Here is a 14,830-nt window from a genome sequence, read left to right on the forward strand (position 1 = left end):
CCCAACGTGAATCTACCTCGCCGTCCAGCCTCCATCCACGGTGAGCATTGAGCCGACTAGGTAGGTACCTGCTGCAGAAGCCAGGAAAATCGCAGCGCCTTGGATTTCCTTGAGTTCGCCCCATCTACCCAGCGCTGTAGCGCCGACGACGAACTTCTTGCCCTCCTCCGTATCCGCAATCGGCAGGTTCATCTCAGTCAAAAATGGTCCAGGACAGATCGCGTTGACGGTAATATTCCAAGGAGCCAGCTCCAAAGCAAGGGCGCGGGTCATCTGCACCACCGCACCTTTGCTCGACGCATATGGTGTTCTATTCGACAGTCCAACGAGACCCAAGGTGCTGGCGAGATTGATTATTGATCCTCCTTTTTGCTCCTTCATATAGGGCGTCACGGCACGGCTTGCCAGCCAAGTCCCGGTGACGTTGACATCCATGACCTTCGTAAAATCTCCATAACTCAGTTCATCTATCGCCCCGCGAATGTTGATTCCTGCCGAATTGATCAGAATATCTATGCTTCCAAAGGCGTCAAAAGCAGTCTTCGCCATGGCTTCCATTCCATCCTTATCGGCTACATCTGCCGAGAAAGTCAGGGCCTTCACCCCGTATTGAGCGGCAATTTCAGCAGCTTCAGCATCCCCGTCAGCTGCATTTCTGCTGACCAATAGCACATTGGCTCCTGCCGAAGCGAGGCCGGCAGCCATTGCCAAACCAAGGCCCTTGGTGCCTCCGGTGATGATGGCGGATTTGCCTTTGAGTGAAAAAAGTGAAATTCCTGGAAGTTGGGAGAAGTCTAGATTTGGCATGGGAGTAAATTTAGGTTGGAAGACTGGAGACCAAAGAAATTTTTGTCGGTGTCAAATGATCGATGTCTGGTGAATTGGAAATTGAAATTTATAGAAACAGAAACTAAGATCGAAATTCAAAACTCAAATGGAGAGTTGGGTTTTAGAATATGCTAAGCACTTTAATACATTTTCTTCTTCGTAGGCCAACCTTTGCTCAGGAGTTAGGCTTTTTATCTTCGGAAGTGCGCTGGGATATGCATGATCTCTAACCAGCCTCAAAGCCTTCGCAAGTTCTTGTGCAGAGGGGTTCTGAAAGGTCGTCCAATAACTTTCCTCCAAACATGGAATCTGAAGCGGGTCGCGGGTGATCATCTCCAGACTGAACGTAATCGAAGGACTGTGTTTTTGACAAAGTGAAACGGCTTCCTTAAGATCCACGATACCGGTACCTAGGGGAACCTCTGAAAGCAAAAAACCCTTCTCATAGCTTCTTACCCCCATGTCCTTGACGTGCGTAGAAAAGGCAAAGGGAGCCAAAGTTCGGATCACCTCCATGGGTTCCTCCAGCAGAGAGACATTGTTTCCAAAATCCAAAGTCACTCCGACCCACTCACTATTTATGTTTTGGATAATATCCCTTAGTTCGGCAGCTTTCCAATCTTTATGGTTTTCGACAGCCAGCTTCATCCGGTGCTTTGCCATGATGGGTTCGGCTAACTGGATTGACTTGATAGAATTCGTTTTAAAATTGACCCAATCAGCTTCTGTCTTGAAGGTTTCGTAGCGTCGACCACTGAGACAGGCTGTTCGGAGCACTGTTGCCCCGGCCTCTTTTGCTGCCAAAACTTCCTTCTCAAAGCGCGCTACATCCTCGGGATTTTTTGGAACCCCAATGCTTCCCTCCAGATATATCCCGAGCTTTTCGCGCTCATCTCTCATTTTTCCAGAAAATTCCGTCGTCCAACCCCCGACTGTGGTCTGAATTCCGCCGGCACCTATGGAATGGCAATGTCTCATGAGGTCGAGTGCATCCTTGAATCCCGGATATTTTTGGCTTTCGACTTTGGAACCGTAGCGACTGTAAGAATGAACCACCACGCCCATCGGAACGCCTTTCAAGCTCTCCGGCAGCGCTGAAAAAGGAAAAGCAAACGCACCGGCAGCCAAGCCAGCTTTTTTCAGAAAATCTCTTCTAGATTCGAAATTGTAAAGCTTGTCCATAATTTCTGAGGTTTTGGGTCTAAGGTTTGGAGGCAGAGGCGAGGCTTGCCATGTGTTTTTTCAGTTCTGCTGCAGACCAAGGGTAAACCCGGCCTTGGTTGAGATGACGGGTGGAGCTCACAGTTCTTCCCGTGACCGGCGGCGCTTGGTTGCCCCATTCATTTCGAATGTAGGTAAGAATCGCTGCGATGTCGCCATCATCCATGGTCGAGTGGGAAGGCATTACTGGAAGGATATCCGGTGCGTCGTATTTCCTACCAGAAACCTCGATCGGTCCTTCGATACCGTGAAGGAGGATCAATGAAAGCTGAACTTCGTCCCCATTGACCCAATCCGAGCCCGCCAATGGTGGCCCCATTCTGCTCACGCCTTTTCCATTGCTCCCGTGGCAGCCGGCGCAAGAATTCAGATACTTTGTCCGACCTAGGGCAAATTGCTTGATCGCCTTTTCGTCGAGTTTTCCAGCTGCCAAAGGTTTGTTTTCGGGTTGATACCCTGGCCAGGAGAAAAGGCGTTTGAGCATTTCAATTCTCGCTTCATCCATCGGCAAATCCTTTCTGGCTAGTATCTCCGGCTTTTTCCCAACCTCCACAAACCCGGGAGCCTCGGCTTCAGCTCCTTTGATGGCCATCCCGCCCAAGATCACCTCTTCCTTCCAGCCTAGTTGGGGAGCGTTGGCTAGAGCCAAAAGCCCCGATACTTCCTCTGATTTCCCATTTTCCACGATCGCCATGGTCAGGGCTTCGAGAATAATTTCCTGGCCAGGATGGGATTCAGTCCACGAGCCAGATTCCAAAAGCGCTTGCAAAAACGCGTATTCCTCCCCTTCTAAGCTACTTAAGATTGCATCCCGTATCAGCCCTTTTTGCCCGTATTGATTTTGGATATCCACCAGCAGGCCAATTTTTGTGGCGCCGGAGAAAATCTCTGCGCTAAGCGCAAGTTGGAGTGCCAGCTTTTCTGAAAGATTGGGAGACCAAGTCAAAACCACCTCTTCCAACCTCTCCATTACCTTTGGGTCCTGCGACGCAAGGATTTCGATTTGTCTCAAAGAGGTATTCCGGAGCAGGTCCGAGTCGCTTTCCAGCAATCCCAGCAAAAGCTCTGGGTTTATTTTCCCCATTCCCTCCAGAGTCCACAGTGCGTGAAACCTCCCCAATTCCAATCTTCCGTTTTTGGCTAAATCCTCCAAGTCTACTACGGATTCCGGATCGTCTCTTTCGATCAAAAGTCGCTGAGCCATATCCCTATACCAGCCATCCTCGTGGCTGAGATACGCAACCAACTCCAGTTGGCTCGCCTTGGAAAGCTTGGGCGAATCAGCCGGATCAAAGCCTTTTGGAACAATCCTCCAGATACGCCCCATATGCCCAGGGGCATCCAAACCCCGAAGCTTGGTCTGCTCCTTGAGGTAAGGCGTCATGTAAGAGCCATGCTGCACGATGCCTTGATACATGTCCGCGATGTAGAGCCCTCCGTCCGGCCCGACGGTTGCCTGCACGGGGCGAAAGCGTTCATCAGTGGATGCCAAAAACTCCCGACCGGGATTGGGGTCGTGCGCTTCCAATAAAATCCCTTCTTCCTTGACCACGTTGCGCTTTATCAAATTACCGGCGTTTTCGAGAACAAAGACATTCCCTAAATACTCATCGGGAAAAAGCCCGCTACGATAGACCGTAGGCGCACAGGCTGAGGTAAACTCCAATAGCCGCCCGGCAGAGTCGAGCGTTCCCTGGATATAACCCCGGTTGATTGCCGGGTTGGAACGAATGGGATAAATCCTGCGGTCTATGGTCAGTCCATGATCGATTCCTGAAGATGGTTTGTGGTTTTTATTTCTGGAAAAATAATTGGGCGGCACTAGGTCTCCATGCAACTGGGACCAGTTATAGTTGTAAATCAAGCGTCCCTGATCGTCCTTGGAAATTCCCCATTGTCCCCGAAACTCAGTGGAATCCCTAATCCAAGCTCCATTCTGAAAACGATAGCGCAGACTCGATTTTGCGCTGTAAAACCAATTGTCTACTCCCCTTACAAACCCATTGTCAGAATGCTCCGGAATGCCGTTGGCGGCATAGGTCGAGTCCAAAAGTATCTTTGAGTCGGCTTCCCAGTCTCCGTCCAAATCTTGTGTGATCCAAAGCGCATTGTTTTCGGCCACCAAAGCACCAGATTTGAAAAGGCCCAAGGCCCTCGGCATGATCAGGGAATCGAGGTAAACCGTGCGCTTGTCCATCATCCCGTCTGCGTCCGTGTCTTCCAAGATTGCCACGGAACCAACGGGTTGATGTTCCTCCGAACCCTCCATGTCGTTCATATAGCCTCGCATCTCCACGACCCACAGTCTCCCATCCTCATCAAACTGAATGATGACGGGTGATTCTACCAGCGGCTCAGATGCTACCAGCTGAATCTCAAATCCATCTTCCAACTGAAAGGTTTTTGCCTCTTCTTCTGGCGTCCTCGGCGGGCTATCGCTGGTCTCCGGCAGTGGACCGGACTCCTTACAAGAAATCAAAAACGTCAGCACGACCGTACAGCACAGCAGGGTCCTTCGAAACATGTTTATTCGGGCATTTTGGGTTTTCGGGCTTGAGAAAAGCGAACTACTTCTCCATCCTCATTTTTCCAAGATGCTTTTTATTCCGCTGATTTACAAGGCGAATTACTCGGGAAAACAAATGCCTCCCCAAAATCCCCGACAACTTAGTCCCAGTCAAAACCAAGCGCCTTTCGGAGACTTGTGCTACCTTTGTCGAAAATCCCAAAAATGAATTTTTCCGAGCTAGGGCTTTCAAAAGATCTGATCAATGCGGTGGAACGGGCAAAGTACGAGAGCCCATACCCGATACAAGTCCAGGCAATCCCCTCCATTCTGGAGAAAAAAGACCTACTCGGCCTCGCTCCGACCGGCTCCGGAAAAACCGCCGCCTACATTCTTCCCATCCTGCAGCGTCTTCTGGACAAGGAAGCGGCGCTTGAGCGCTTTGTCCCGGTACTTGTCATCGTCCCCACGCGGGAACTGGCAGTACAGGTGGCAGAAGTAGCCGAGAACTTCAGTCGCTTTCTGCCTCGAAGGATCAAATCCATGGCTGTGTTTGGTGGCGTCTCGATCAATCCCCAAATGATGCGGCTCCATGGTGTCGAGATCTTGATCGCCACGCCCGGTCGCTTGATCGACCTGATTGGAAGAAGGGCTGTTGGCATATCGAGAGTGCATACTTTGGTTCTTGACGAGGCGGACAAGGTTCTTAACATGGGATTCCGAGAGGAAGTAGAGCATATTTTGGAGCTTCTGCCGGGCAATCGGCAAAACATCCTCTTTTCCGCAACGATGGACCAAGAGGTCGAACACTTGACCCAAAAAATCCTGCGAGAACCCACGCGCATCCAAGTGGAAGCCCCCGATTTTACCCCGGAACAGATAGAGCAAAAAGCCTATCGGGTCAGTCCTGAAAACAAGGGACCATTTCTACGCCAACTGATCAAGTCAGGAGAGTGGAAACAGATTCTGGTTTTCGCCTCCTCCATTCGAACGGCAGACAATGTGGTGGCCAAGCTTTGCAAAAACGGAATCGACGCAATCGCTTTTCACGGAGAGAAAAGCCAGGGAGCGAGAACAGAAGCTTTGTCTCGTTTCAAATCGGGCAAGACGAGGGTATTGGTAGCGACGGACCTGGCAGCAAGGGGAATTGATATCCAATTCCTTCCCTTGGTCATCAACTACGAATTGCCAAGATCGCCGAAAGACTATATCCACCGCATTGGCAGAACCGGGCGTGCAGGAGCAGACGGCGAAGCAATTTCCCTGATCACACCTGAGGAATTGCACCATTTCAAAGTGATCCAAAAGAAAATGGGCAAGCGTGTACCCTTGCTCGATTCGGAAAGCCTTTGATTCTTGGGTCAGAACCTGTTCGAGTTTCGCTCGTTCATACTAGGAATCAAAATAGAGTGTTGCTTCTTGCCCCTGCCGGATTTCACGCCCATTACCATTTATAAAAATTCATAGATGCTTTTGTACCCTTCTTTTTCCTCAAAATAGGCTAGTAGTGCATCGAAGAAAGGGTTTTGGGCGAGCGTGCTGCTGTCGCCGATCAGAATCAGCTTTCGCTTGGCCCGCGTGAGGGCGACGTTCATCCGACGGGTATCCGACAAAAAGCCTATCTCACCCTTTTCATTGGACCTAGTCAGGGAAATCAGCATTAAATCCCGTTCCTGCCCTTGGAATCCATCCACGGTATCTATGGTAATCATATCTGCGAATGCCTTCAGATTGGGGAATTCAAAGGTTTCGAAAATCAGATTTCTCAACATTCGGACCTGCGCCGAATAGGGGGCTACGAGCCCAATCGTCCAGTTTTCCTGCTTGAATCGACCTACGCCGACTCTTACGATGGTCTCATTCAGATGCGAGCAGGCAAACCTAGCCTCTTCGGGATTGAAGGTACTTAAGCTTTCAGGTTCCTGTTGGTCGGAAAAACCCGAACCTGCAGTATCGATCCATTCCAAGACTGGCTCATCGGGGGCAAAGGCATGGCTTCTTGTATTTTCAGCAGCCTGTAACTTCCCGTGATAAAACCATTGGTTAGAAAAACCCATTACATCCTCTGGCATGCGATATTGAACCTGCAGCATTTGGGAAACCGAGGGCTGACGCTCAACGATTTTCTCAAGAAGCGTTACCGAAAGTCCGGCTTTCGCAGCTTCGAGCGACTTGATTGTGGGTGGAAGTTGGCAGTGGTCTCCTGCCAACACCAGTTTTTTAGCTTTCAAAACGGGAATCCAAGTAGCGGCCTCCAAGCCCTGCGCAGCCTCATCGACAAATACTATATCAAACAGCATACCCTTCAAATTAGAATTGGAGGCCCCTACCAGGGTAGATGCAAAAACCTGGGTTTTCTGGAAAATGTCTGATCGGATATAATCTTCCAAGTGAGTAGCGGCCTCGCGGATACGGGAGACTTCCTGATACACCTGCTTGCGCTGTGCCCGCTCTTCCGGCCCGAAGTTTCGCTTATACTGCCTGGCAACCTTGAGATATACCTCGGTCTCCTTTCGAAGCTTCTTCAGATCCCGAAAACTCTCATGGTTGGCGATCTTGGCGTCTAGCGTCTGGCTTAGGATTTTCTCCTCTACCCGGGCCGGGTGCCCGAGGCGAAGCGTCGCAATGCCGAAATCCACCAGCTTTTCGACCAACAGATCCACAGCGGCATTACTAGGCGCGGTCACCAATACGCTGAGTCCCTTGTCAACCGCCTGCCGGATGGCCGCAATCAGCGTGGTTGTCTTTCCCGTGCCCGGAGGTCCGTGCACCACCGCGATATCCTTGGCACTGGCGATTTTTTGACAGGCTTCGTTTTGGGAAAAGTTGAGTGAGGGCAGCTCTATCGGGACTTGGGGATCGAATTTTGGGGTTTTCTCACCCAGAGCAATATCTCTCAGTTCGGCCAAGCGGGGATTCTCACCAGCAATGACCTTTTTCATAGCAGCTTCCATTTCCCGGTAGCTGTTTTCGTCAAATAGCAAATCCACCCCCAAGCGGCTACCCTGCATCCATTCCGGGAGTTCGTCAGATTGGAGAGTCACCACCATCGAATCGCGGGAGACCTGGTTGACAACCCCGCTTACCCTATCCTCTGCACCCTGATATCCGTCTTGAGTCGAGAAAAAGGAAACGGACTTGCCCGAGGAAAAGGCAGAAGCATAGCGGGAATCGACTCGTTCGATCTCCACGATTAGGCGTTCCCCCATCCCAATTCTGCTTTTTTTGAGCGTTACGGGATGCCAGGTGATCCCCTCCTTTTTCTTTTCAGCGAGGGAGGTGTTCAGGAATTTTCTCTTGTATTGGGCTAGATCTTCCGACCATTCGAGCTTGAGAAGTTGGAGACCTTGCTTGAGTTCTTCGATGATATTCGGCATCAATCCTTACTTTAGAGTACAAACTAAACAAAAACTTCAGGGTTTATACCTCAAAAAGCCAGATGAACTTTCTCGCCCACGCATACCTCTCTTTTGGACAGGAAAAAATCCTCGTCGGAAATTTCGCCGCAGATTTCATCAAGGGAAAGGAGATACTCCGCTACCATGGCGACACCAAAACGGGCATCCTGCTGCATCGAGAGATAGATTTCTTCACAGATTCCCATCCACTGGTCAAAGCCGCCCAGTCCTACCTAAGGCCAAAATTCAGACATTATTCGACGGTAATTACAGACATTTTCTTCGATTATTTTCTAGGAAAACATTGGGCCAAATTCTCTGACACTCCGCTCGAATTATTTGTAAAACAAACCTATCAAATCATGGAACGGCACCTCGCCGAGCTCCCGGGCTCTTTCAGCGAGATGTTTTATTGGATGAGGAAACAAAACTGGCTCCTTCACTATAAGGAACTCAGCGGCATTCAAAGAACCCTCAATGGATTGAGTAACCGCACGGCTTTCGACTCCAAAATGAACGAGGCTCCCGAGCTCTTGTTGGAAAAAGAGGCGGAATTTGAAGTGATTTTCTTCGCTTTCTTCCGGGAATTGGAGACTTTTGCCCGAGAAAAACTCGTAGAACTAAAGCAAATTCATGGTAGTCATTAAACCAAAAATCTCCACCTATGTCTCCTTGAGCTTGATTTTGATCATCTTGATCACTGGACTGGTGCTGCTGATGCGGGATTTCGCCTACAAAGGCTCTTTCGGGATTTGGTTCTACCTTATAGCTTGTTCCCTGATCACTTTGGTTATCCTGATGCTGCTGGTGAAGATGCTGGCTGGTTGGCGATTTATTACAGCAGGAAAGGATCACATTATTGTCAGACTGCCGCTAAAAGGCTTGACAAAGACCTATCCAGTCTCAGAAGTCTTGGCTTGGGAAGAAGAAACTGTAATGGCCAACAAGAAAGAGTTTCGACAGGTAACGATTGCCTTTCTTGACAAAAACTCCATCGCCGTCTCCAACCATGAGCATGAGTCATACACCGAGCTGGTCAACTACCTCAAGAAAAAAGCCAGCAAGCAGATGATAAAAACTAAAAAAGCCTGATTGCTCAGGCTTTTTCTCAACGCGTTGTTCTGAAATTTTTGTCGTAGAGCGCGATGCTTTCGTTGATGATACGCATTGCGTCTTCTTTGCCCAGGAAGTCTTCTACTTTCACTTCCTTATTTTCGAGCTTTTTATAGTCTTCAAAGAATCGGTGGACTTCCTTCATCAGGTGGGGCGGGAGCTCGTCGATGTCATTGATATAATTGACTGATTGGTCTCCAGCGGCCACTGCGATGATCTTGTCATCGGCCTCTCCACCGTCAATCATCCGCATCACACCGATCACCTTGGCTTTGACCAAAGTCATGGATGGAATGTCGATTTGGGAGATGATCAGGATATCCAGCGGATCATGATCTTCACAAAATGTCTGGGGGATAAAGCCATAGTTCGCAGGATAGTGCACGGCCGAAAAAAGGACTCTATCCAAGCTCAGCATACCGGTCTTCTTGTCCAGCTCATATTTGCCTTTACTTCCTTTTGGGATTTCTATCACGCCCATTACATAGTCGGGAGCTTCCTTCCCGATATTGACGTCATGCCAAGGGTTAATCATATTTTCTTTTTTTGATAAAAAATGGCCAAATGCCGGCGCAAAGATACAAGCACAAAGTAAATTCCGGCCTTTAAAGTACTTCTTTATTCAAATTTGGAAGTTTGACAGTCATCGTGGTGCCAACATTCGGCTCCGACTCGAGGACGACCTCCCCGCCCATTTGCTCTACGGACTCCTTCACCATATAGAGCCCCAATCCAGTACCCACATTCTTTTGGGTGGCCCTTGCAAATAGATTGAATACCTCCTCCCTGTACCGCTCCTCTATCCCGATGCCATTGTCTTCCACTACAATGATGGCATGGCCGTCAGACACATCTACGGTAAGGCTGATCCTTTTTTCGCCCTCTTCTTTTTGGAACTGCACGGCGTTGCCAAAAAGATTGTTGAGAATTACCCGAAGCTTTGCATCATCCGAGTAGAAATCTTCGCGCTGATTGACCTGAATGTCGATGTGGAAGTGGGAAAGATCGAATTTGTCCCTATACGCGGACATTTGGTGGTCCACTATTTCGCGGAAGTCGATTCTCGCGACCTTGTGATCTATTTTAGTAGACCGGTAGAAGTCCAGCATCTTGTAGATAAAATCGTCCAATTTGCCAGTAGCGGAGTCTATCATCTCAAAATACTCTAGCACATTGGGCTCGGTCAGCTCCATCTTAGCCAACTTCGAAACGCCGGAGATACTCATCAGCGGCCCCCTAAGTTCGTGGGATAAGCTGTACACGAATTGGTTCATTTCCGAATGCAGCTTCTTCAGCTTGAGGTTTTTTTCCTTCAGCTCGCGACGCATAAAATAGATATCCGCAGCGTTTTTGATCGAGTTTTTGATCTGCTCAATGTTCCAAGGTTTATCAATAAATCGGTAAACCTCCCCTTTGTTGATCGCATCGATCACACTGGCGATATCCGAATAGCCGGTAAGCAGGATTCGGATCGGATCAGGATTGATCTTGACCATGCGTTCGAAAAACTCGGTTCCCGTAAGTCCCGGCATACGCTGGTCGGCAATCACCACGTGGATCTCTTCTTCTTGGGCGATTCTGAGTCCCTCTTCCGCATCGATAGCGGTAAAAATCTTAAAGTCCTTACGCAAGGTAGCCCTAAAAGACTTGAGGTTGTTGTCCTCGTCGTCGATATAGAGCACGTGAATTTTATCACTCATACTTTGGGGCGTTTTGGTAGATCGGAAGCGAAATAATAAAAGTAGTACCCTGGCCTTCCGCCGTATTTACCTCCAGAGTTCCTTTGTGATTTTCAATAATAGAATAAACTATGGAAAGCCCCAAACCTGTCCCCTTCCCGACGGGCTTTGTCGTAAAAAAAGGTTCAAAAATCCGCTGTTTTACAGTCTCAGGCATCCCTGGGCCGTTATCCTCTATCTCGATTACCACGTGATCGGAGAAGGCCAGCGTACGAATGGCGATCTTGGGATCCGCGATCTTGTCAATATGGTCGGTAAGTGCGTGGACAGCATTGTTGATGATATTCATGAACACCTGGTTGATCTTGCCCGCCAGACACTCCACCATGGGCAACTCCCCAAACTCTCTTACAATGCGGATCTTCCCTGGTATTGAACTGTTGAGCAGGATCAAGGTACTATTGATCCCGTCGTGAAGGTCCACTTTTTTGACATCCTGCTCATCCACGCGGGAGAAAATCCTAAGCCCCTTGACGATCTCAACGGTCCGTTTAGCCCCATCGTCCATGCCCTTGAGGAGCTGTTCTACCTCTTCCAGCACATAGTCCAGCTCAAGGTCCTCCTCCAGCTGTTTGGCTTCTTTCTTAGTCTTGTCCGTAAACTCCCGTTCGCCCGAATCCCTGTAGAATTCGATGACTTCCATGATATCCTTGATATCACGCTTCAGCGGCGTGATATTCGAGCTCACAAAGTTGATTGGATTGTTGATCTCGTGCGCAATGCCCGCGGTAAGCTGGCCCAGTGAGGCCATTTTTTCCTGATTGACCAGCTGGCTTTGGGTATTTTGCAAAGTCCTCAGCGTCTGCTCCAGTTCTTCGGTCCTGATCCTCACCTTTTCTTCCAAGAGGTTGTTTTGCTCCCTGATCAGGATTTGGTTTTCGTTGAGTACCTTTAGCTTTTCCGCTTGTTCCTCTTCTTTTTCTTTCTTAAGGATGTTGATTCGGTCGGCGAGCGCAAGGGACAGTACGATTGCTTCAAATGCAGTTCCCAGTAGCATCGGCAGATTTGCAAAGGATCCCAGATCGATCACACCTTGGTTTTGAAAGACAAACAGCAACAAGCCAAAAAGGAAAAATACCCATGCCGCCAAAAAATAAAATGCAGGCCGGTAACCCTTACGGGCAATCAATATGGCAGTGGTCACAAACAACAAAACCACGAGCAAGCCGCCAATGTCGGTAAAGGAATAACTCAACTCCACCATTCCAGAGACCCGGGCAAGCGCACCAGCAGAATACACGATTACAATGAGTGAAAGAGCCTTGTTGAGCAGAGGCACGTATTTCCTGGTCAGCAGGAAATTTCGCAAAAACAGCACTCCGAAAATGCCCGAAAACGAGGAAAACACAACGATACTATTCTCAAAAAGCCTGGAATTCTCATTGAAAAGGAAAAAATAACTATAGCCGAGGAGCGATAGCTGGGTGGCAGAGATTAACAATATATAAAGACAGTAGAAAAGGTAAACCCTATCCTTAACCGAAAAATACAAGAGCAGATTGTAAAGGAACAGCGCCAGCATAATCCCCATGTAGACGCTGACAAAAAGCAATGTTCGGGTATATTTTTCATAGAAATCTGTCTCAGTCACGATGCCTACCGAAAAGTTGACAGGCTCTGAGGAGAAGATCTTCAAGTAATATGTCTCACCCGGCCGTAAGACCTCCCTAAAAATCGGGAACGGATAAGTCAATGGATTCGACTTGCCGAGGTGTTCATCATAGAGGAGCGTACTATTTTCAATTCCTTTTCCTTCGACACTTTTGTACAATTCCACCGTGCGAAAGGCGGGATTTCTCACTTCGATGATGGATGGATTTCCCATTCCGTTGAAATCACTTAAATCGAGTTCGGCCCAAACAGTATCTGCAACAAACCCCAAGGAGAAACTGCTGCGCACCTGGTCATCGGGTATAGAAATCGGCTCAAACTGTCCGTCGACATGGCGGTAAAACTTGACCTCGGAAACTTGGTAGTCAATCTTAAAAAAGTCAGAGCGAATGATGAGGATGGAAATCAGGACTAGTGTCACGAGTAGCGCTAGCCCCCAATACAAACTTTGGATTTTAAAACTTCCTTTCATCTCAGGGTGAGGTCGTCTATGTTAAGGTCAAAATGGATCTCCAATGGCCCTTTGGGACTTTCGTCCAAAGAGACCTGAACGGGATTATTTCTCAGATTGTCAATATATTCCTTTTCGGCGGGACTTGAGCAAGGCAAGTTAATCACATCCTGTATTTCCATGATGGTGGCCACCAATCCTTCTTTTGGATATAGAAAAGCTCCATTGTCCCCGAGAGTTTCGATGATCTCAAAGCCGACAGACTGGGAATTTTTAACCGTAAAGGGGGAACAGAATGCCATTAGGCTCTTCAAACTCAAAAATGAAGTGATTGCGACACCGATCCTGATGAGATAGATGCTACCCAATCCAAACCCGGAAACCTCTTTTGAATTCCATAATCCACAGTATTCGGCCACCTCAAGATCCTTAAACTTCTTCATGTATTCGATGATCCGCACATCCTTCTCGAGTATGGCTCCCTCCAAAGGCAGGGGAAAGTTTTCGTTTCGCATCTGTATTCTGCCGCCACCGAGGATCCTTCCGGTTCCATCCATGGATTCCACCAGGAGCAGATATACGTTTGGGTTTTTGACCCAAGACCGATCAGCAGAGGTTACCTTAGTCACGCCATAGGATTCCAAAACATTAAAGTGGCCAGCAATATATTTTTCTGTCTCTTCCGGGGAAGAAACTGCCCTTACCACTCTAATTCTAACTTTCATGATCAATCAAAAAGAACTCGTCTAAATCAACATATACTCTGCCGGACCCGGAAATCTGCCCGCAAAGAATACGTTTGGCAAAATAGGCGCACATCGCTCCACCCATCACTACCGAGGAAGCCAGCTGTGGCCATGTGGTGATACTTTTTCCAATTTCCTGAATACTGTATCGGGCTCTTTCTGAAAGTTTCTCAAAATTTAGGATAGCCATGAGCAGCTGTCCACGGTTTTCCTCCAAACGATCGATCAGTTCACTTTCCTCTCCAAATCCGGAAAGAAATCCATGAAAGATGGGACGACGTGGATCCAAGTCGAATCGCTCGATGTCGACCATGCCCCTGTCACTCGTGTCCATAAGGACCGGGATTCCAAGGGATTTTGCTTTTAAACGTGATAAAATCTTCATCGGTAGGCTGTCGCACTCTTCAATCAACAGGTCCAAGCCCCCCCCGTCATTGAAAAATGCCTCCATATTTTCTTTAGTAAGGCCGTCCGAATATACTTTGATTTTTAAATATGGATCAATCTCCGAAATCTCCCTTACTACGATTTCTGTTTTTCGAAGCCCCAAATTTGTTACACTTGTCCTGATTCGGTTCATATTCGACAATTCCAGCGTATCGAAGTCGGCGATTCTCAATTCGCCAAAAGACCGCTCCATAGCCAAACAAACCGCGACGCTCTGTCCCACAGATAGCCCCACCACGCCTATTTTTTTGGTAGCCATCAAAGCCTGCTCCTCTTCCGTAAATTTATATTTGTTGCGTGAGGTTCTGACTTGAATGAACTCGCGCTCGGGAAGTAGGTGGACCAACGTGTTTTTCCAAGGATAAAACACCCAGTTGCCATAGCGATCCCGCTGTTTTCCCTCGAAAAACTCCTCTATCCTCTGCTCGATCTCTTCCTGGGAAAGCTTAGTCTGGGGATGGGTCATCTTGATCAAATCAGACACCTGACTATCGATAGCGTCTACCTTAGTCACGTAATTATCCGATCGAAGCTTTTGGATTTTTTCCCAATCACGGTCGACGTTTGGGTCTAAGATCATGGGAGAGGCTTGATCACTGCGATCAGCCTGGTATTTGGTTGGCATAGTTTGACTTTAGGGTGATAAAGCTGAGTAAAGTTAATTTTTCCGCAAAGAACTCAAATTATTTACTCCGCAATTTGTACCAAAAAAGAACTAAAAACTGCATAGCTTAGCACAAAAATACAGACATCAACCCTATGTTTGTTTT

The 14,830-nt window shown here is 48.3% G+C and carries 12 protein-coding genes; 3 read left to right on the plus strand and 9 right to left on the minus strand.

Going from position 1 to position 14,830, the window contains the following annotated elements; translation table 11 throughout:
- Positions 1–12 precede the first annotated feature (12 nt).
- The 3 genes from J0A67_RS12330 to J0A67_RS12340 all read right to left on the minus strand — a co-directional run bounded on the left by J0A67_RS12330 (position 13) and on the right by J0A67_RS12340 (position 4,573).
- Positions 13–807, minus strand: coding sequence for an SDR family NAD(P)-dependent oxidoreductase (locus J0A67_RS12330; RefSeq protein WP_206569627.1), 795 nt, complete (start codon positions 805–807; stop codon positions 13–15).
- 123 nt (positions 808–930) lie between these two features.
- Positions 931–2,010: a sugar phosphate isomerase/epimerase family protein gene (locus tag J0A67_RS12335; RefSeq protein WP_206569628.1), complete on the minus strand. Its 1,080-nt coding sequence runs from the start codon at positions 2,008–2,010 to the stop codon at positions 931–933.
- 19 nt (positions 2,011–2,029) lie between these two features.
- Complete coding sequence (locus J0A67_RS12340; RefSeq protein WP_206569629.1) at positions 2,030–4,573, minus strand: DUF7133 domain-containing protein; 2,544 nt, start codon at positions 4,571–4,573, stop codon at positions 2,030–2,032.
- A gap of 207 nt (positions 4,574–4,780) precedes the next feature.
- Between J0A67_RS12340 and J0A67_RS12345 the strand changes: the two genes are divergently transcribed.
- Positions 4,781–5,908, plus strand: a complete 1,128-nt coding sequence (locus tag J0A67_RS12345; protein ID WP_206569630.1) for a DEAD/DEAH box helicase — start codon at positions 4,781–4,783, stop codon at positions 5,906–5,908.
- A gap of 98 nt (positions 5,909–6,006) precedes the next feature.
- Here J0A67_RS12345 and J0A67_RS12350 read toward each other — a convergent pair whose 3' ends face one another.
- On the minus strand, positions 6,007–7,932 hold the full coding sequence (locus J0A67_RS12350) for an AAA domain-containing protein (protein WP_206569631.1): 1,926 nt from the start codon (positions 7,930–7,932) through the stop codon (positions 6,007–6,009).
- A gap of 62 nt (positions 7,933–7,994) precedes the next feature.
- On the opposite strand from J0A67_RS12350, the gene J0A67_RS12355 reads away from it, so the two are divergent.
- Positions 7,995–8,600 carry an acyl carrier protein phosphodiesterase gene (locus J0A67_RS12355; protein ID WP_206569632.1) on the plus strand — a complete coding sequence of 202 codons (606 nt, stop codon included), beginning with the start codon at positions 7,995–7,997 and terminating at the stop codon, positions 8,598–8,600.
- Positions 8,587–9,045, plus strand: coding sequence for a hypothetical protein (locus J0A67_RS12360; RefSeq protein WP_206569633.1), 459 nt, complete (start codon positions 8,587–8,589; stop codon positions 9,043–9,045). The genes J0A67_RS12355 and J0A67_RS12360 overlap by 14 nt, the downstream gene beginning before the upstream one ends.
- Positions 9,046–9,061: 16 nt before the next feature.
- Here the strand turns inward: J0A67_RS12360 and J0A67_RS12365 are convergent, their stop codons facing one another.
- From J0A67_RS12365 to J0A67_RS12385, 5 genes are all read right to left on the minus strand, one after another.
- Positions 9,062–9,601: an inorganic diphosphatase gene (locus J0A67_RS12365; protein WP_206569634.1), complete on the minus strand. Its 540-nt coding sequence runs from the start codon at positions 9,599–9,601 to the stop codon at positions 9,062–9,064.
- Positions 9,602–9,671: 70 nt separating this feature from the next.
- The gene (locus J0A67_RS12370) at positions 9,672–10,766 is read right to left on the minus strand and encodes a hybrid sensor histidine kinase/response regulator (protein ID WP_206569635.1); all 1,095 of its coding nucleotides are present in this window, start codon (positions 10,764–10,766) and stop codon (positions 9,672–9,674) included.
- Positions 10,759–12,888 carry a sensor histidine kinase gene (locus tag J0A67_RS12375; RefSeq protein WP_206569636.1) on the minus strand — a complete coding sequence of 710 codons (2,130 nt, stop codon included), beginning with the start codon at positions 12,886–12,888 and terminating at the stop codon, positions 10,759–10,761. The genes J0A67_RS12370 and J0A67_RS12375 overlap by 8 nt, the downstream gene beginning before the upstream one ends.
- The gene (locus tag J0A67_RS12380) at positions 12,885–13,592 is read right to left on the minus strand and encodes a hypothetical protein (protein ID WP_206569637.1); all 708 of its coding nucleotides are present in this window, start codon (positions 13,590–13,592) and stop codon (positions 12,885–12,887) included. Before J0A67_RS12380 ends, J0A67_RS12375 begins: the two co-directional genes overlap by 4 nt.
- Positions 13,582–14,685 carry a ThiF family adenylyltransferase gene (locus J0A67_RS12385; RefSeq protein ID WP_206569638.1) on the minus strand — a complete coding sequence of 368 codons (1,104 nt, stop codon included), beginning with the start codon at positions 14,683–14,685 and terminating at the stop codon, positions 13,582–13,584. The genes J0A67_RS12380 and J0A67_RS12385 overlap by 11 nt, the downstream gene beginning before the upstream one ends.
- Between the last annotated feature and the right edge of the window lie 145 nt (positions 14,686–14,830).

Source organism: Algoriphagus aestuariicola (assembly GCF_017254835.1).
Lineage (GTDB): Bacteria > Bacteroidota > Bacteroidia > Cytophagales > Cyclobacteriaceae > Algoriphagus > Algoriphagus aestuariicola.

Coding starts and splice junctions, on each gene's coding strand:
- J0A67_RS12330 (WP_206569627.1), bottom strand. CDS start 807: ATGCCAAATCTAGACTTCTCCCAACTTCCAGGAATTTCACTTTTTTCA.
- J0A67_RS12335 (WP_206569628.1), bottom strand. CDS start 2,010: ATGGACAAGCTTTACAATTTCGAATCTAGAAGAGATTTTCTGAAAAAA.
- J0A67_RS12340 (WP_206569629.1), bottom strand. CDS start 4,573: ATGTTTCGAAGGACCCTGCTGTGCTGTACGGTCGTGCTGACGTTTTTG.
- J0A67_RS12345 (WP_206569630.1), top strand. CDS start 4,781: ATGAATTTTTCCGAGCTAGGGCTTTCAAAAGATCTGATCAATGCGGTG.
- J0A67_RS12350 (WP_206569631.1), bottom strand. CDS start 7,932: ATGCCGAATATCATCGAAGAACTCAAGCAAGGTCTCCAACTTCTCAAG.
- J0A67_RS12355 (WP_206569632.1), top strand. CDS start 7,995: ATGAACTTTCTCGCCCACGCATACCTCTCTTTTGGACAGGAAAAAATC.
- J0A67_RS12360 (WP_206569633.1), top strand. CDS start 8,587: ATGGTAGTCATTAAACCAAAAATCTCCACCTATGTCTCCTTGAGCTTG.
- J0A67_RS12365 (WP_206569634.1), bottom strand. CDS start 9,601: ATGATTAACCCTTGGCATGACGTCAATATCGGGAAGGAAGCTCCCGAC.
- J0A67_RS12370 (WP_206569635.1), bottom strand. CDS start 10,766: ATGAGTGATAAAATTCACGTGCTCTATATCGACGACGAGGACAACAAC.
- J0A67_RS12375 (WP_206569636.1), bottom strand. CDS start 12,888: ATGAAAGGAAGTTTTAAAATCCAAAGTTTGTATTGGGGGCTAGCGCTA.
- J0A67_RS12380 (WP_206569637.1), bottom strand. CDS start 13,592: ATGAAAGTTAGAATTAGAGTGGTAAGGGCAGTTTCTTCCCCGGAAGAG.
- J0A67_RS12385 (WP_206569638.1), bottom strand. CDS start 14,685: ATGCCAACCAAATACCAGGCTGATCGCAGTGATCAAGCCTCTCCCATG.